Genomic DNA, 13,373 nt, shown 5'->3' with positions numbered 1-13,373 from the left:
GCGTATCGAAGATAACGAGAGCCACGCTTTTCCATGTGTGCATAGCAGTTTGTGAGTTTTCCTGACTGGTATGTGGACGGAGAACATCCGGCATAAGCCAAAACTTTATCAGGAGAGTTGAAATTTGAAAAATCCCCCACCTCTGCAAGAATCATCGCAGCAGAATAAAATCCCATTCCGGGAATCGAAAGGATTGGCGGTTTCAATTCATGCGCTACAATCCGTTTGCGTATATCCACGAGGAAAAGGATATTTTGAAGCTGGTCACGACCCTTATGACCAACACCAAAGGTGAAGGTCAGGGCGGCGATCCATTCTGGGACAAGGCGGAACGGCTTTTGCTGACCGCGCTGATTGCCTATCTGCACTACGAAGCCCCGGCTGAGGAACAGAATTTTGCCACGCTGCTGGAAATGCTCAACACCATGCAGGTGTCCGAGGAGGACGAGGATTATCAGAATCCGGTTGATTTGCTCTTTGAAGATTTGGCAAAAAAGAAGCCAAACAGTTTTGCAGGGCGGCAGTACAAGCTCTATAAATTGGCTGCCGGTGATATATGCTCTAAGTGACTTCTTAATCATGATTTTGTCATGGTTAGTGAAGCAATCACTTAGAGCATTTTTGTTTCAGGAGGTACAGCTATGAGAAACGAAAAAATCACCCCACTGTACGAGCGCCTGAGCCGGGACGATGAGTTACAGGGCGAGAGCAATTCCATATCCAACCAAAAACAGATGTTGGAGGATTTTGCTCGCCGGAACGGGCTGCCAAATCCTACGCATTTTACAGATGACGGTATCTCAGGCACCCGGTTTGACCGCCCCGGATTTTTGGCGATGATGGAGGAAGTGGAGGCAGGGCGTGTAGAGGCAATCGTCATCAAGGACATGAGCCGGTTAGGACGCGACTATCTGAAGGTCGGTCAAGTTATGGAGGTTTTGCGGCAGCGAGGTGTTCGTCTGATTGCCATCAACGACGGTGTAGACAGTCTGAAAGGTGATGACGATTTTACCCCGTTCCGCAACATCATGAATGAATTTTACGCCCGTGATACCAGCCGGAAAATCCGCTCTGTGTTTAAGTCAAAAGGCATGAGTGGTAAGCACCTGACAGGCACCGTGATTTACGGCTACTTATGGGACGAAAAGCGGGAGCATTGGCTGGTAGATGAAGAAGCCGCCGAAGTGGTACGCCGTATCTTTTCCCTCACGCTGGAGGGATATGGGCCTTATCAGATTGCTTGCAAACTATCCGCAGACCGGATTGAAATTCCTGTCGTACACCTTGCCCGCTTCAACGAGGGTGTGAACCGTTCAAAGCCGGTCAAAGACCCCTATGGATGGGGATCATCTACCATCGTGAACATTTTGAAAAAGCGAGAGTATTTAGGGCACACCATCAATTTCAAGACCCGCAAGCACTTTAAGGACAAGAAAAGCCACTATGTTTCTGAGGACGAATGCACGATATAAGGCGCTTGATGCACAGTATGCCAAAGAGCAGGATGCACTTGAGATTGAAATTGCAGAGCTGGAAAAGGCTGTTACCGGCTATGAGCAGAGCCAGAAATCAGCAGAGAAATTTATAGCCCTGATTGATAAGTATGAGAATTTTGACACGCTGACAAACACCATGCTCAACGAGTTTGTAGAGAAAATCCTTGTCCACGAACGCGCCCGAAAAGGCAGCCAGGACACCACGCAGGAAATTGAAATCTACTTCAATTTTTTAGGGCGCTATATCCCACCATCCTTACAGCCGGTTCCTTTAACCCCGGAGGAACAGGAAGAACTGCGGAAAAAAGAAGAACGCAAGGACAGGCTTCATCAGAATTATTTGAAGCGGAAAGCCAGCGGCGCACAGAAACGGTATGAGGACAAAATCAAGGCGAAGAAAAAAGCGGAAATGGACGCTAAGAAAGCCATGATCCGGGCTGAGGATATGAAAAAAGGTGTTTTTTCTACTATCGGGCAGCTACCAAAAGAAGAACCGCGCAAAGGCAGCATAGCAGCCAGCGCAGCAGTCTAATCATCACGGAGCAAAGGAGCATGAATATGAGTAAGTTGACTTACATTCGTTGTGGAGATTATGATATACCCAACCTAAAACTTTCTGAACAGCCGGAAACTTCTATCGGCAAGTACGGCAGAATGCGAAAATCCTACCTAAAGGAACATCGCCCCATTCTCTACAACCAACTGCTGATGAGCGAGAAGCTGTATCCGCACCTGATAGAGATTGACCGGACAGCGCAGGAGCGTGTGGACACCATGTTGCCTCACATGATGGAGACTGCGGGTGTCACGGAAGAACTGAAAGCCTGTGATCCTATGCGTTGGGTGGGGCTGATGAACACATTAACGGCACAGATTGAGGAAATTTTAATCAGGAAACTGATTTGCAGCTGAATGGGAGGTGCGGGAAATGCTGACCTTTGAAAAGGTTTTGAAAGTGTTTCAGGCATATCTGGAGGATGACCCTCTGTATGAGGTGGTTCAGACCAGTCATGGTTATACATTGATGGCATGGGAACCCCACCGGAATGACTGGTACAGCGCTGAAATACAGAAAACCCCGGAGGATTTACGGAACGCTTTGTTGGGTACATACGCCAACTTTCTGGAAGATAAGATTACTGGAAATGACCGTGACCTGACTGTGACAGAAACCGGAGAAATCCAGCAGAGGTGTCGGGAACTTTTGGAAAAGTGCCGGGAACCTTGATATAGAAATGCCAGAAGGAGGCCGCGATTATGCGTCCTCCTTCTGCTTCGCAGTCTGTTCCATTTTGAGCGCCCCGTCTATGGCACCTTCGATAATCGGCAGGTATTCTTCAGGGCAGAGTTTCAGCTTGTGGCTGACCCGCTGCCGCTGTTCGCTTTCTTCTCGCATAATCTCCGGGTTAAAATACCGTTCCACGGGAAGTCCGCAGACCTTAATCAACTGGATCATCACAGGCAGGCTCGGAATCGCACCTTGATTCTCAATGTTGGCAAGATACCGCCATTCAATCCCAACCATTTCTGCCAATGTTTTTCGTGCCAGACGCTTTGCCTCTCGTGCAGCTTTGACATCTGCGCCGAAGGTTTCAAAACCGGGACAATCTTCAACTTTCGCCATATAACATCACCCGGTTACATTGTATAATTCATACTTTGCCCGTGGAATGTTACTATATGCAGGTTGGTTGAAGTTTATAATTCATATTCCGTTTCTTGCATTGTTCGAGAAAGAGAACTATAATGTATTCTGTGGAGGTGCGAAATGGACTATATGACATTGAAAGAGGCTGCCGAGAAATGGGGCGTGACACCTCGTAGGGTAAATTATTATTGTGCCGGAGGGCGTATCCCCGGTGCTGTGAAGATGGCTGGTGTTTGGCTGATCCCTAAAACTGCGGAGAAGCCGCTTGATGGCCGGACAAAACAAGGGAGGTTGCTAAAACATGAATAGTGTTTTGATTATAGACGATGACAAGGAACTTTGTACCTTGATGAAAAAATGTGTAGAACAGGAAAACTTATCTGCGGTAGTAGCACATGGCGGTTTAGAGGGCCTGCGGCTGCTGGAAGAAAACAAGGATACCTGTTCTTTGATTATTCTGGATGTGATGATGCCGGATATGAACGGTTTTCAGGTATTGCAGGGAATCCGTAAGAAGAACAATGTGCCGGTTCTGATGCTGACTGCCAAAAGCGACGAGGAAGATAAGGTTTCGGGCCTGCGGCTGGGGGCAGACGATTATCTGACAAAACCGTTTGGAATTAACGAACTGATGGCCCGTGTCAATTCGCTGATCCGGCGCTATACCACCCTAAATCCCGTGGCAGGAAGCGAAGCGGCAACAATGTTGCTGAAAGATATGGTGATTGATAAAGTCAATCGAACCGTGACGCTTCAAAATCTTCCGGTGGAGCTGACCGGCAAGGAATTTGATCTGCTTGTATTTCTGGCGTCCAACAAAGGGCGTGTCTTTACGAAAAAACAGATTTATACGCAAGTATGGGCGGAAGAATACGCTTTTGACGACAGCAACATCATGTCCTTTATCAGCAAATTAAGAAAGAAGATTGAGCCAAATCCTGAACAACCGTTTTACATTCAAACTGTCCGGGGTGTAGGGTATCGGTTCAATAAGGAGGTATAGGCATGGATGTCAACCTGTATCTGCTGCTGGCGCTGTTGGCCACCCTGCTGGTGATCGCCTATCTTCTGACAAGGCTCCACCGTGTCCGGGGCCAGCTTTCCCTTATCAAAGATGCCCTGATGGACATAAAGAGCGGCAACCTCAACCGCCGTGTACTTGTACGGGAAAGCGACATGACAAAGCAAATCTGCTATGACATCAATGAGATTGCCATGAGCAGCCAATCCCGGCTTATCCAACAGAAGCAATCTGAGCAGGCTTATAAGCGGCTTATGACAAGCCTTTCCCATGATGTGAAAACCCCTCTTGCCTCTCTGGTGGGCTATTTGGAGGCCGTGGAAAGCAAGATGGTGACTGGGGCCGAGCAAGAAGAATACATTCGGGTGGCTGCGGAAAAAGCGCACCATCTGAAAGAGTTTGTGACTGTCCTGTTTGAATGGGTGAAGCTGGACGCCGGGGAACAGATTTTTCATTTTGAGCTTTGCGATTTGAACGAGCTTTCACGCAATATTATGGCTGACTGGGTGCCGCTGCTGGAAAGTCACGATCTTACCTATGAGATAGAGATACCTGAAACAGAATACATGACAAGAGTTGATTCCACCGCCTACACCCGTATTCTCAATAACCTGCTGCAAAATATCCTGACGCACAGCGTTGCAAGCCAAGTGTCCCTCACTGTGACCGAAACGGAGCAACAGGCAAAAATTGTTGTTGCCGATAATGGGAAAGGGATTTCCATCTCTGATCTTCCCCATATCTTTGAACGGATGTATCAATGCGACCATTCCCGGGCTGCCAAGGGGAACGGGTTGGGACTCTCTATTGCAAAGGAATTGGTGAGCGTCCATAAAGGAACTATTACAGCGGCCAGCATTCCCGGAGCCGGAACAACATTTACAATCATGCTTCCGAAAGCCCTGTGATAGCGCAGGGCTTTCTTGCTATCTAAACAAGGTTAAAACAAGATTTCGGCAAGGTTATGGCAAGGTTCGCCCCTTATAATGGGAACCATGAAAGGAGGAAACCGTATGACGATTATTACAACTGAAATCCAGAAATGGAAACGGAATAAAATTGTCTGGTGTATTTTGGCTCTGACACTTCTGCTTGGAGCGTTTGCGATTGAGAGGGCTTGCAGCATTTCAAGGAGCAGTCCCTTTATGGATAGTTTTGGCGACCTTTACACACTGGCCTTTAAGAATCTGTCCAGCCTGTTTCTGCCGATTGTGCTGGGAATGTTTGCAACGACACTGTTTTTCGATGAACACAAAAATGACACGATGAAAGAACTGCTTATCATTCCTATTACAAAAGCACAGCTATACTTTTCAAAAGTCGCTGTGGTTATTCTGATGTCCGTAGGACTGTGCCTGATTACTTTTCTTTTGTGTGTTGTCGGTGGGCTGATTGCCGGAGGCTTTCCCGATCTGAACGCCCAAACACTGATGGACGCTGGTCTTTTGTATCTGGCAGGTGGTATTCTGATTCCCATAGCTATGCTTCCGATTGTGTTTCTTTCCGCGCTGTCAAAGGGATATATCCTGCCCATTGGCGCAACGCTGCTTTATCTGATTCCCGTAGTCATTGCCCCGGCTTATCTTACGGGAATACACCCGCTGGCAAGCGTGATGGGGATTTATCCCCATATTTCCGAAGCGGCCGCAGCTATGGTAGAAAGCCTGATGCAAGGCGTTTTATTCAATACTTCGCCGCTTGTTTGTGTCGGTTCGCTGCTCTTGATCGGTGCTGCATTTGCCGCCGCATCCGTAGTGGCTCTAAAAAAGCAATCTTACTGAAAGGAAAGACCTATGAAACGATTGAGTTGTTTATTACTCGGTATTCTGCTTGTTTTTTCTCTTTGTGCCTGCCAGCAGGCCGCTCCATCTTCCGGCGAGGCTCCCGACCAACAGGCCATTACGGAAGAAGCAACAGAATACTTTAACCAAATGATGGATGGAGATTTTGAAACTTTCTTCAATGCGTTGCCGCAGGGCGTACAGGATAATATTTCTGCGGAGACGATACAGGAAACATGGGAAGAAGAAGTCGATAAGCTGGGTGGGCTGCCGCAGAACACTTCCCCGGATGTGTCCTGCTATGTGCCGGAACACTCTGACCAAATCCGTGTTGAATTTGTCATTCCTTGTGACAAAGGCAATTTCAGAGTATTCATCAACTATTTCCCGGATGGCAGCCTTTACAACTATGTTATCTGGAAGAACGAAACAAAATGAGAAAGCGAGGTATTTTTATGAGTGATCTTGTGATTGAAACCAAAAAGCTGACAAAGATTTACGGGGAACAAACTGCCGTTAATTCTGTGAATCTTCATGTGAAACCGGGTCGGATTTATGGACTTTTAGGACGCAACGGAGCCGGTAAAACCACAATTATGAAAATGATTTTGGGCCTTACACCAATCACTTCCGGCGAAGTGGATGTGTTCGGACAGAACATCAAAGGCCATGAGAAACGCATTTATCCCCGTATTGGGGCAATCATCGAAACTCCCGGTTTTTATCCGAATCTGACTGGCACAGAAAACCTTGAAATTTTTGCGAAGTTGCGAGGAACACCCCAGCCCAATGCCGTCAAGAACGCGCTAGAAGTTGTGGGATTGCCCTACAAGGACAAAAAGCTGTTCAGTAAGTATTCCCTCGGCATGAAGCAGCGCCTCGGTATTGCCAACGCTATTCTGCATGACCCAGAGCTTTTGATTTTGGACGAGCCGACCAATGGACTTGACCCTATCGGTATAGCCGAAATGAGGAACTTTATTAAGAATTTAAGTGTGGAGCGTGGCAAAACAATCCTAATTTCCAGCCATATACTTTCCGAAATTTCACTGTTGGCAGATGACATAGGCATTATCGACCACGGGGTTCTGCTGGAAGAAAGCAGCATGGAAGAATTAGAAAAGAAAAATCGGAAATACATCCAGCTTCAAGTGTCGGATATTCCAAAAGCCTCTTTAATTTTAGAAAGGCAATTCCATGTGACCGATTATGCGGTGCAGGACGAACACAACCTGCGGCTTTATGACACCGCACTGGATATGGCGGCAATCAACAAGGCTCTTGTGGTGCAGGATGTAGCTGTTATCAGCTCCCAAATCTGCAATGATACCCTTGAGGATTATTTCAAACAGATCACAGGGGGAGCGGGAATTGCTTAAACTGATACAAGTTGAATTTCTAAAACTGCGCCGGAGAAAGTTTATCTGGCTCATGCTGCTGGCGGCGCTCTTTATGCCACTGGCTGCCGTATTTTACTTTTCAAGTGTCAAAGGAACCGGTGTGGACCCCATTATGTTTTACAAATGGACAGCGTTCAGCTATACCCCGTGGATCATCCTACCGGTAGTGCTGGGGATGTTGTGTACCATGCTGATGTATAACGAAAACCAGTATGATATGCTCAAACAGCTTTGGATTGTACCGGTCAATAAAATGGCATACTTTTTCAGCAAGTTTGCTGTGGTGCTGGTGTATTCCATTTGCTTTATGCTAGTCACCGCAACGGCGTCCATTCTGACCGGCGTACTATCCGGTTATATTCCCTTTGACAGTGAAAGTGTCCTTTATCTTTTGCGGAAGTGTATGGAAATTTCTCTGTTGACCGCCTTTGCGGTGTTACCAGTACTGGCGGTTGCCGCAGCGCAAAAGGGCTATATTCTTCCTGTTTGCCTGACGCTGATTTATACATTCCTCGGCTTTATCCTCTTGATGGTGAATATGTACCTACATCCGCTGTCCAGTATGACCGCTATTGTTATGTATGATATTCCGGGTGTTGTATTCGATCAGCCATTAAATATTCCAGCCGCATTTCTGTGTATTGGTGTATGGGCTGCTGCTTCGGCTGTATTGGCGAATGTGGCATTGGTTCGGAGAAAGTGAGGTGCAAAAAATGATGAAAGATTTGCTTTGGGCGGAGAGCCAGAAGCTCCACCGTTCCAAAATACTCTGGATTGCTGGGTTTGCAACAGTCATGGTAGGGTTGATAGTCTTTGCACAGGGACAGTTTACATTCTATGACCGCCGATATATTGACGGGGCTGGATGGTTTATGACAGCGGCCCAATCCCTTGCTACCTTTTATGTTCTGCCTGCTGTAATTTCCCTATTGGGAAGTTATATGATTTGCCGGGAGGAACAGGAGGATACCTTAAAATCTCTGCGGCTCATTCCCGTAGATGAAGTGAAACTGACACTTGCCAAAATGATACTTGCCTTTGTGTTCAGCGTTCTGATTTACCTTTTACTTTTTGCAATTACCTTTCTTGTCGAGGCAGTTTTGCATTTAAAAGCACTTTCCGTTGGCCTTGTGTTAGAAAATCTTAAAATATATTTTCTGGATGGGGTAGGCGTATTCTTTGCAATTTCGCCTATTATCGCTCTGGTAGCGCGGATGAAAAAGGGGTATTGGCTGGCTCTGGTATTTGCAGAAATATATTCGTTTGCTGGATTATTTGCGAGTATGTCCCAGCAGTTAAAGACGGTATATCCCATGACAGCCGTTTTCAATATCTCTGGTTATTATAATGCAAATATGTTTCAGGTTTTAATCGGCGTTGTAATTCTGATGGTTTGTGTGATTTTGTCATTGTTAATTTTGAAAGGATTGAACCGCAAGACTAAATAAATGCAATATATCTAATGATCTGCCGGACGACGGCAAAAGAAAAAAAGCCGTCGTAGAGCAGACAATTTGACACGCCCATTTGAAACGGCGGCTTTGATTTTCAGAGCCGCCGTTTCTTTTCGTCTCCCCTAAACCAACGACGACCTAACACCGTGTAAATCCACGGCGGCATATAGGAGGATTGCCGCCGTGTCTATTTTTGCTTTTTTTCACAGTGCCCATGACCTGCACCAGCTAAAAAAAGTCTGTTCCCAGCAGCGGAGCAATGCGGCCAGCGGTATGCACTATACCATGTAACTAAACAGCAAAATAGATTTCATTACGCTCGTATGGCTTTATGCCGTCCGGGCGCTTTTTTGTCCCTATGGAGCCGGAACATCGGGTCAGCATGGCCCGAACTTTATCCTCGGTGCCGTTCTCCGCCGCCCCATTCAGATTTACCAAAAAAATCTGAATGGAGGAAAGGCAGATGGAAGTTACCATCAATTATAACGGACAAGCTGTGGCCGTGGAGGTTACGCTGGAAGTCTATGAATTTCTTGACCGGGCCGATCATAAAACGGAGAACCTGTTCCATGAACAGCGGCGGCATTGGGATGGCCGGGAGTTTGACGAGTACATCATTACCACCGAGGGTGTAGGGGGCTACGGCGAAACGCCGGAAGAATACCTTTGCCGCATGGAAACGCTGCATGAGCTGATGACTGTTCTGGACACCTGTACCGAGGCCCAGCGCCGCCGGTTCCTGCTCTATGCGCTTGACGGGCTGAGCCTTGCAGAGATCGGTGTGCTGTGCGGCTGCTCCAAAGTGGCTGTTTATCAAAGTGTGGAGGCGGTTAGAAAAAAATTTATAAATTTCTTTGAGAACAGGCTTAACGAATGACCTGTTTTCTGGCTACCAAGTGAAAGGGATCATTTCCCTTATCTCAGCGAGGGGCGGACAGCGGACGAGCTGTCCGCCTCTCCGATTTTCAGGAGGTAAGCCTATGAAAACAATCAATCTGCGGTGGATGTATCCCCACTACCGGCATGATGAGTTTGTGGATGTTACAGACGAGGTATGGGCAGCGATGTATCAGGCCCAGCGGGAGATGGAGAACTATGAGCGCCGGAAAGTCTACCACCGCGCCTACTACTCTCTGGACGCATACAGCTGGCTGGAAAATTACGCACTGGAACACAGCAGATCGCCGGAAGATATTTTGCTGGAACGAGAAGAAATGACCACCCGCCTGCACCTGATTGCAGCTCTGCCCGCGGCTCTGGCTCATGCCACTCCGACACAGGCCCGCCGTGTTCACACCTACTACATTGCCGGTATCAAGCAGCCGGAAATCGCCCGGAGAGAGGGTATCCACAGCAGTAAGGTCAGCGTTGCCATCCACCGGGGGCTGCGGAATATGCGCCGTTGCTATGATGTCCTTTTTCAAACAGAGTGAGGGCGTGCCTATGCAGACCATCAATCTCAAACAATATTATCCATTTTGCAAAGAGGACATTTTTGTGGAGGTGTCCGATGAGATCGTCGAAGCGTTTCTTCTGGACAAGAGAGCCGAGGCCGCCAGAGATCGCAAGATGTTCCGGTATAAGGCGTTTTATTCCCTCGATTGTAACGATGGAATCGAAAATGCCGCCATCGGCTGGGCGCAGCCATCGCCGGAGGACTACCTGATAGAAAAAGAAGAATTAGCCGAATACGAAGAACTGATACGGCGATTGTACGAAGCCATTTCTTTCCTGCCGCCTATGCAGGCTCGCCGTGTCCATGCCCGCTATATGCTGGGTATGAAAGTGAAAGATATTGCCGCAATGGAGGGTATCACGCCATCACAGGCAGGAAAATCCATCCATGCCGCACTGCGGAGGCTGCGCCGGTACTTTGCGCGTCAGAAATGGACGGTCAATCTATGAGTATTTCCAAAGAAAAGAGGTGCCTGACATGAACGAAAAAATTACAGCCCACCCCCAAAAAGAAGAACGGGAGAAAGTCCTGAAGGAGATCCGGCAGCTTGAAAACCGAAAGAAGATTTTGGAGAACAAGCAGCGGAACGAAGAACGCAGGGTTCGCACCCGCCGCCTGATTGAGCGCGGAGCCATTTTGGAGGGTATTTTTCCGCTGCCTCCCAACCTTTCCAGCGCAGAGGTCAAAACATTTCTGATTGCCCTGTCCCATCTTCCGGGGGCTGCGGAATTGACTGCAAACCTGCCAAAATCCGGGGACACGCCATAAGTCCCTTGTTTACAAGGGCGCACTTATACACCGTTGCCGGTGCTGTGCGCCCTGCCGGGAGCGTTGCGTACTTCGTCCGCGATGGGAAGCTACGCTCCCCAAACCCCTTGTGCGCTCTGCGCAGCCAGACACCCGCTTTGCGTTTGTCCGGCTCCACAGAGCCTGTTATCCCCTCACTGAAAGGAGGTGTTCCCCATACAACCGATTGGAACGATAAAGGAAATGTGGAGATTTGGCGGGTAGCGTGGGCGGCCTACACCAATCGAGCGCTGGAATCTGCCGGCAGACCGGAACGCATTGACCATCGCAGCTACAAGCGGCAGGGCATTGATAAAATTCCCTCTGTCCATCTGGGGCCAGCCGCCAGCCAAATGGAAAAGCGCGGCATCCGCACCGACAAGGGCGAAGTAAACCGGCAGATCGCCGCCGACAACAAGCTGCTGAAAGAAATCAAAGCCCGCATTACCCGTCTTTATCGCTGGTCGAAAGCCGAAACGGAAAAACCACAAACACAGCAAAGCAGCTTGACAGCTTTGTGGGAGGCCCAGCAGCAGTTGGACGCTCCCCGCACCCGCACCGGCAAAATCCGGGCTTTGCAGGAAAGCGCTGCACTATTCAGCTTTTTGCAGGCAAACGGCATCCAGTCTATGCAGCAGCTTCATGAAAAAATCGCTGATATGAACAGATGTTACTATGACCTGCGGGGAAAGATCGTCAAGGCTGAGCGCCGGATCGCCACTCTTACCGAGCGCGGGGAGATGTGGGAACAGTACAACCAGTACAAGTCCATCCACAAGCAGCTTGCCAAAGTAAAGCCGGAAAAACGGGAACAGTTTGAACAGCGCCACAGCCGGGAACTGATTCTGTATGACGCAGCAGCCCGGTATCTGAAAGAACTGAAAGACAGCGGCGAGGGGATAACCCCGAAGGCATGGCAGCGGGAAATCGACCAGCTGACCGCCGGAAAGCAGACGGACACGCTTGCCATGAAATCCATGCGGGAGGATTTGAAAGCAGTGGAACGGCTCCGCAAAACCGCCGAGCAGCTGTCCCGACAGGAACGGGACAAGCCTCACGACCGGGAGCCGGATCGGTAAAGGATACTGCATTTTGGCGTACCCCTGTCAAGTGCGTCGCATTTCACGACATACTTTTGCACACAGAAAAACCGCCGTACAGGTTTCCCCATACGGCGGCAGACTGTTTATTTGCCGAACAAGTCGCTGTGTGTGCCGGTGCGGGCCAGCGTCAGCACCAGAACATCATCTTCTATGCGGTAGACAAGCAGCCAGTCCGGGAGAATGTGACATTCTCGATGGCCTGCCCAATCGCCAGACAGGTCATGGTCACGGTTCTTATCCGGCAGCGGTTCGCCCATTGCCAGCAATGCTACGACCTGCTCCAGCAGTTCGATCTTCAAGCCACGCTTGATGGCTCGTTTGTAGTCTTTTTTGAAACTGGTCGTGTACTTGACGGTATATTTGGTTTCTTTCATCTTTTCAGGTCAGCAAACAACTCGTCAAGGTCATTGTAGCCCTTTACAGACGGGTCTTTTGCAATCCTTTCCGCTTCCAGCATGGCAGCAACCGTTTCCTTGTTCGGCTGTTCCAGCCTTACTTCAAAGGGAATGCCGCCTTCACGAAGCGACTGGCGCACAAAGATGTTAAACGCCGTAGTCAGGTTCATGCCAAGTTCTGTAAACAGTGCGTCCGCCTGCGCTTTCAAATCTGCGTCCATGCGGATACTGATGTTTGTGGTATTTCCAGCCATACGATCAACCCCTTTCTGCTGGCAATTATAGTATATGCCATTTGCACGAAGAAAACAATACTTTGCACGAATATTTAACAATAAATTCATTCAAGGAGGTTATCAACTTTATGAAAGAAATCATTTATGAAGAACAATAAGTCTGAACCTATCCCCGCCATGGATTACCGCCAGTACCGCAGAGTGCGGAGGCTGGTGCATGAGTGCTGTAACTACATCGACGGAAACTGTATCGCCCTGGACGATGGGGAGGAATGTGTCTGTGTCCAGTCTATTTCCTACTCCCTGTTGTGCAGGTGGTTTCGGACGGCGGTATTGCCGCAGGATAAGGAACTGGAAACGGCGCTGTTCCACCGGCTGAATGCGAAGAAATGCGCCGTATGCGGGGCGCTGTTTACCCCCGGTTCCAACCGGGCCAAATACTGCCCGGAATGTGCCGCACGCATGAAGCGGATCAATGCCGCAAAGCGCAAGCGGAAACAACGGGAGAAATGTCACGCTTTAGGGGCTGAAAAACCCTTGTAAATCAAGGCTTTTTTCGAGGGTGTCAAAGGCAGGCTGATAGATTTATCCTCCGAC

Annotated in this window: 19 protein-coding genes and 3 pseudogenes; 18 read left to right on the top strand and 4 right to left on the bottom strand. The window is 48.7% G+C overall.

Features of this window, described 5'->3' with window-relative positions; all coding sequences use genetic code 11:
- Positions 1–209, bottom strand: a pseudogene (locus tag GKG36_RS09535) (IS110 family transposase); the annotation flags it as partial.
- Here GKG36_RS09535 and GKG36_RS09530 point away from each other — a divergent pair.
- The 4 genes and pseudogenes from GKG36_RS09530 to GKG36_RS09515 all read left to right on the top strand — a co-directional run.
- Positions 192–551: pseudogene (locus GKG36_RS09530) on the top strand (type IV secretory system conjugative DNA transfer family protein); the annotation flags it as partial. The pseudogenes GKG36_RS09535 and GKG36_RS09530 overlap by 18 nt on opposite strands.
- Before the next feature lie 90 nt (positions 552–641).
- Positions 642–2,028, top strand: a pseudogene (locus GKG36_RS09525) (DUF4368 domain-containing protein).
- Positions 2,029–2,054: 26 nt separating this feature from the next.
- Positions 2,055–2,408, top strand: a complete 354-nt coding sequence (locus tag GKG36_RS09520; protein WP_025577986.1) for a TnpV protein — start codon at positions 2,055–2,057, stop codon at positions 2,406–2,408.
- 16 nt (positions 2,409–2,424) lie between these two features.
- Positions 2,425–2,724 carry a hypothetical protein gene (locus GKG36_RS09515; protein WP_002596315.1) on the top strand — a complete coding sequence of 100 codons (300 nt, stop codon included), beginning with the start codon at positions 2,425–2,427 and terminating at the stop codon, positions 2,722–2,724.
- 27 nt (positions 2,725–2,751) lie between these two features.
- Here GKG36_RS09515 and GKG36_RS09510 read toward each other — a convergent pair whose 3' ends face one another.
- Positions 2,752–3,120, bottom strand: coding sequence for a helix-turn-helix transcriptional regulator (locus tag GKG36_RS09510; RefSeq protein ID WP_005933665.1), 369 nt, complete (start codon positions 3,118–3,120; stop codon positions 2,752–2,754).
- Between the two features lie 144 nt (positions 3,121–3,264).
- On the opposite strand from GKG36_RS09510, the gene GKG36_RS09500 reads away from it, so the two are divergent.
- The 13 genes from GKG36_RS09500 to GKG36_RS09440 all read left to right on the top strand — a co-directional run bounded on the left by GKG36_RS09500 (position 3,265) and on the right by GKG36_RS09440 (position 12,121).
- Complete coding sequence (locus tag GKG36_RS09500) at positions 3,265–3,453, top strand: helix-turn-helix domain-containing protein (protein ID WP_015524237.1); 189 nt, start codon at positions 3,265–3,267, stop codon at positions 3,451–3,453.
- Positions 3,446–4,147: a response regulator transcription factor gene (locus GKG36_RS09495; RefSeq protein WP_154260434.1), complete on the top strand. Its 702-nt coding sequence runs from the start codon at positions 3,446–3,448 to the stop codon at positions 4,145–4,147. The genes GKG36_RS09500 and GKG36_RS09495 overlap by 8 nt, the downstream gene beginning before the upstream one ends.
- Positions 4,148–4,149: 2 nt before the next feature.
- Entirely contained in the window at positions 4,150–5,073 is a 924-nt protein-coding gene (locus GKG36_RS09490) for a HAMP domain-containing sensor histidine kinase (RefSeq protein WP_015524239.1), read from the top strand.
- A gap of 105 nt (positions 5,074–5,178) precedes the next feature.
- Complete coding sequence (locus GKG36_RS09485; protein ID WP_015524240.1) at positions 5,179–5,946, top strand: ABC transporter permease; 768 nt, start codon at positions 5,179–5,181, stop codon at positions 5,944–5,946.
- 12 nt (positions 5,947–5,958) lie between these two features.
- A complete protein-coding gene (locus GKG36_RS09480) occupies positions 5,959–6,384 on the top strand; it encodes a DUF3887 domain-containing protein (RefSeq protein WP_015524241.1) in 426 nt (141 codons plus the stop codon).
- A gap of 17 nt (positions 6,385–6,401) precedes the next feature.
- Complete coding sequence (locus tag GKG36_RS09475) at positions 6,402–7,325, top strand: ABC transporter ATP-binding protein (protein WP_101105791.1); 924 nt, start codon at positions 6,402–6,404, stop codon at positions 7,323–7,325.
- On the top strand, positions 7,318–8,049 hold the full coding sequence (locus GKG36_RS09470; protein ID WP_055221125.1) for an ABC transporter permease: 732 nt from the start codon (positions 7,318–7,320) through the stop codon (positions 8,047–8,049). Before GKG36_RS09475 ends, GKG36_RS09470 begins: the two co-directional genes overlap by 8 nt.
- A gap of 13 nt (positions 8,050–8,062) precedes the next feature.
- Positions 8,063–8,794 (top strand): ABC transporter permease, encoded by a 732-nt coding sequence (locus tag GKG36_RS09465; RefSeq protein WP_173012942.1) that lies wholly within the window; start codon positions 8,063–8,065, stop codon positions 8,792–8,794.
- A gap of 469 nt (positions 8,795–9,263) precedes the next feature.
- Positions 9,264–9,677 (top strand): sigma factor-like helix-turn-helix DNA-binding protein, encoded by a 414-nt coding sequence (locus tag GKG36_RS09460; RefSeq protein WP_015524243.1) that lies wholly within the window; start codon positions 9,264–9,266, stop codon positions 9,675–9,677.
- Positions 9,678–9,780: 103 nt separating this feature from the next.
- Positions 9,781–10,233 carry a hypothetical protein gene (locus GKG36_RS09455; RefSeq protein WP_015524244.1) on the top strand — a complete coding sequence of 151 codons (453 nt, stop codon included), beginning with the start codon at positions 9,781–9,783 and terminating at the stop codon, positions 10,231–10,233.
- A 10-nt stretch (positions 10,234–10,243) separates the two neighbouring features.
- Entirely contained in the window at positions 10,244–10,705 is a 462-nt protein-coding gene (locus tag GKG36_RS09450) for a sigma factor-like helix-turn-helix DNA-binding protein (protein ID WP_015528452.1), read from the top strand.
- A 28-nt stretch (positions 10,706–10,733) separates the two neighbouring features.
- On the top strand, positions 10,734–11,024 hold the full coding sequence (locus GKG36_RS09445) for a DUF3847 domain-containing protein (protein WP_154260432.1): 291 nt from the start codon (positions 10,734–10,736) through the stop codon (positions 11,022–11,024).
- A 44-nt stretch (positions 11,025–11,068) separates the two neighbouring features.
- Positions 11,069–12,121 (top strand): MobA/MobL family protein, encoded by a 1,053-nt coding sequence (locus GKG36_RS09440; RefSeq protein WP_347563037.1) that lies wholly within the window; start codon positions 11,069–11,071, stop codon positions 12,119–12,121.
- 107 nt (positions 12,122–12,228) lie between these two features.
- Here the strand turns inward: GKG36_RS09440 and GKG36_RS09435 are convergent, their stop codons facing one another.
- Together GKG36_RS09435 and GKG36_RS09430 are read right to left on the bottom strand one after the other, a co-directional pair.
- Complete coding sequence (locus tag GKG36_RS09435) at positions 12,229–12,519, bottom strand: type II toxin-antitoxin system YafQ family toxin (RefSeq protein ID WP_002596328.1); 291 nt, start codon at positions 12,517–12,519, stop codon at positions 12,229–12,231.
- On the bottom strand, positions 12,516–12,794 hold the full coding sequence (locus GKG36_RS09430; RefSeq protein ID WP_005924829.1) for a type II toxin-antitoxin system RelB/DinJ family antitoxin: 279 nt from the start codon (positions 12,792–12,794) through the stop codon (positions 12,516–12,518). Before GKG36_RS09430 ends, GKG36_RS09435 begins: the two co-directional genes overlap by 4 nt.
- Before the next feature lie 126 nt (positions 12,795–12,920).
- On the opposite strand from GKG36_RS09430, the gene GKG36_RS09425 reads away from it, so the two are divergent.
- Complete coding sequence (locus GKG36_RS09425) at positions 12,921–13,319, top strand: cysteine-rich VLP domain-containing protein (protein ID WP_154260430.1); 399 nt, start codon at positions 12,921–12,923, stop codon at positions 13,317–13,319.
- The last annotated feature ends 54 nt before the right edge of the window (positions 13,320–13,373 follow it).

The sequence above is a fragment of the Faecalibacterium sp. BIOML-A1 genome, assembly GCF_009679715.1.
GTDB classification, from domain to species: Bacteria; Bacillota; Clostridia; order Oscillospirales; family Ruminococcaceae; genus Faecalibacterium; species Faecalibacterium taiwanense.
The sequence above is the reverse complement of the archived record's forward strand: the minus strand, read 5'-3'. Positions and strand labels throughout refer to the sequence as shown.

Bases quoted from the DNA above. Each gene is read 5' to 3' on its own strand.
- GKG36_RS09520 (WP_025577986.1), top strand. From the start codon at position 2,055: ATGAGTAAGTTGACTTACATTCGTTGTGGAGATTATGATATACCCAAC.
- GKG36_RS09515 (WP_002596315.1), top strand. From the start codon at position 2,425: ATGCTGACCTTTGAAAAGGTTTTGAAAGTGTTTCAGGCATATCTGGAG.
- GKG36_RS09510 (WP_005933665.1), bottom strand. From the start codon at position 3,120: ATGGCGAAAGTTGAAGATTGTCCCGGTTTTGAAACCTTCGGCGCAGAT.
- GKG36_RS09500 (WP_015524237.1), top strand. From the start codon at position 3,265: ATGGACTATATGACATTGAAAGAGGCTGCCGAGAAATGGGGCGTGACA.
- GKG36_RS09495 (WP_154260434.1), top strand. From the start codon at position 3,446: ATGAATAGTGTTTTGATTATAGACGATGACAAGGAACTTTGTACCTTG.
- GKG36_RS09490 (WP_015524239.1), top strand. From the start codon at position 4,150: ATGGATGTCAACCTGTATCTGCTGCTGGCGCTGTTGGCCACCCTGCTG.
- GKG36_RS09485 (WP_015524240.1), top strand. From the start codon at position 5,179: ATGACGATTATTACAACTGAAATCCAGAAATGGAAACGGAATAAAATT.
- GKG36_RS09480 (WP_015524241.1), top strand. From the start codon at position 5,959: ATGAAACGATTGAGTTGTTTATTACTCGGTATTCTGCTTGTTTTTTCT.
- GKG36_RS09475 (WP_101105791.1), top strand. From the start codon at position 6,402: ATGAGTGATCTTGTGATTGAAACCAAAAAGCTGACAAAGATTTACGGG.
- GKG36_RS09465 (WP_173012942.1), top strand. From the start codon at position 8,063: ATGAAAGATTTGCTTTGGGCGGAGAGCCAGAAGCTCCACCGTTCCAAA.
- GKG36_RS09460 (WP_015524243.1), top strand. From the start codon at position 9,264: ATGGAAGTTACCATCAATTATAACGGACAAGCTGTGGCCGTGGAGGTT.
- GKG36_RS09455 (WP_015524244.1), top strand. From the start codon at position 9,781: ATGAAAACAATCAATCTGCGGTGGATGTATCCCCACTACCGGCATGAT.
- GKG36_RS09450 (WP_015528452.1), top strand. From the start codon at position 10,244: ATGCAGACCATCAATCTCAAACAATATTATCCATTTTGCAAAGAGGAC.
- GKG36_RS09445 (WP_154260432.1), top strand. From the start codon at position 10,734: ATGAACGAAAAAATTACAGCCCACCCCCAAAAAGAAGAACGGGAGAAA.
- GKG36_RS09435 (WP_002596328.1), bottom strand. From the start codon at position 12,519: ATGAAAGAAACCAAATATACCGTCAAGTACACGACCAGTTTCAAAAAA.
- GKG36_RS09430 (WP_005924829.1), bottom strand. From the start codon at position 12,794: ATGGCTGGAAATACCACAAACATCAGTATCCGCATGGACGCAGATTTG.
- GKG36_RS09425 (WP_154260430.1), top strand. From the start codon at position 12,921: ATGAAGAACAATAAGTCTGAACCTATCCCCGCCATGGATTACCGCCAG.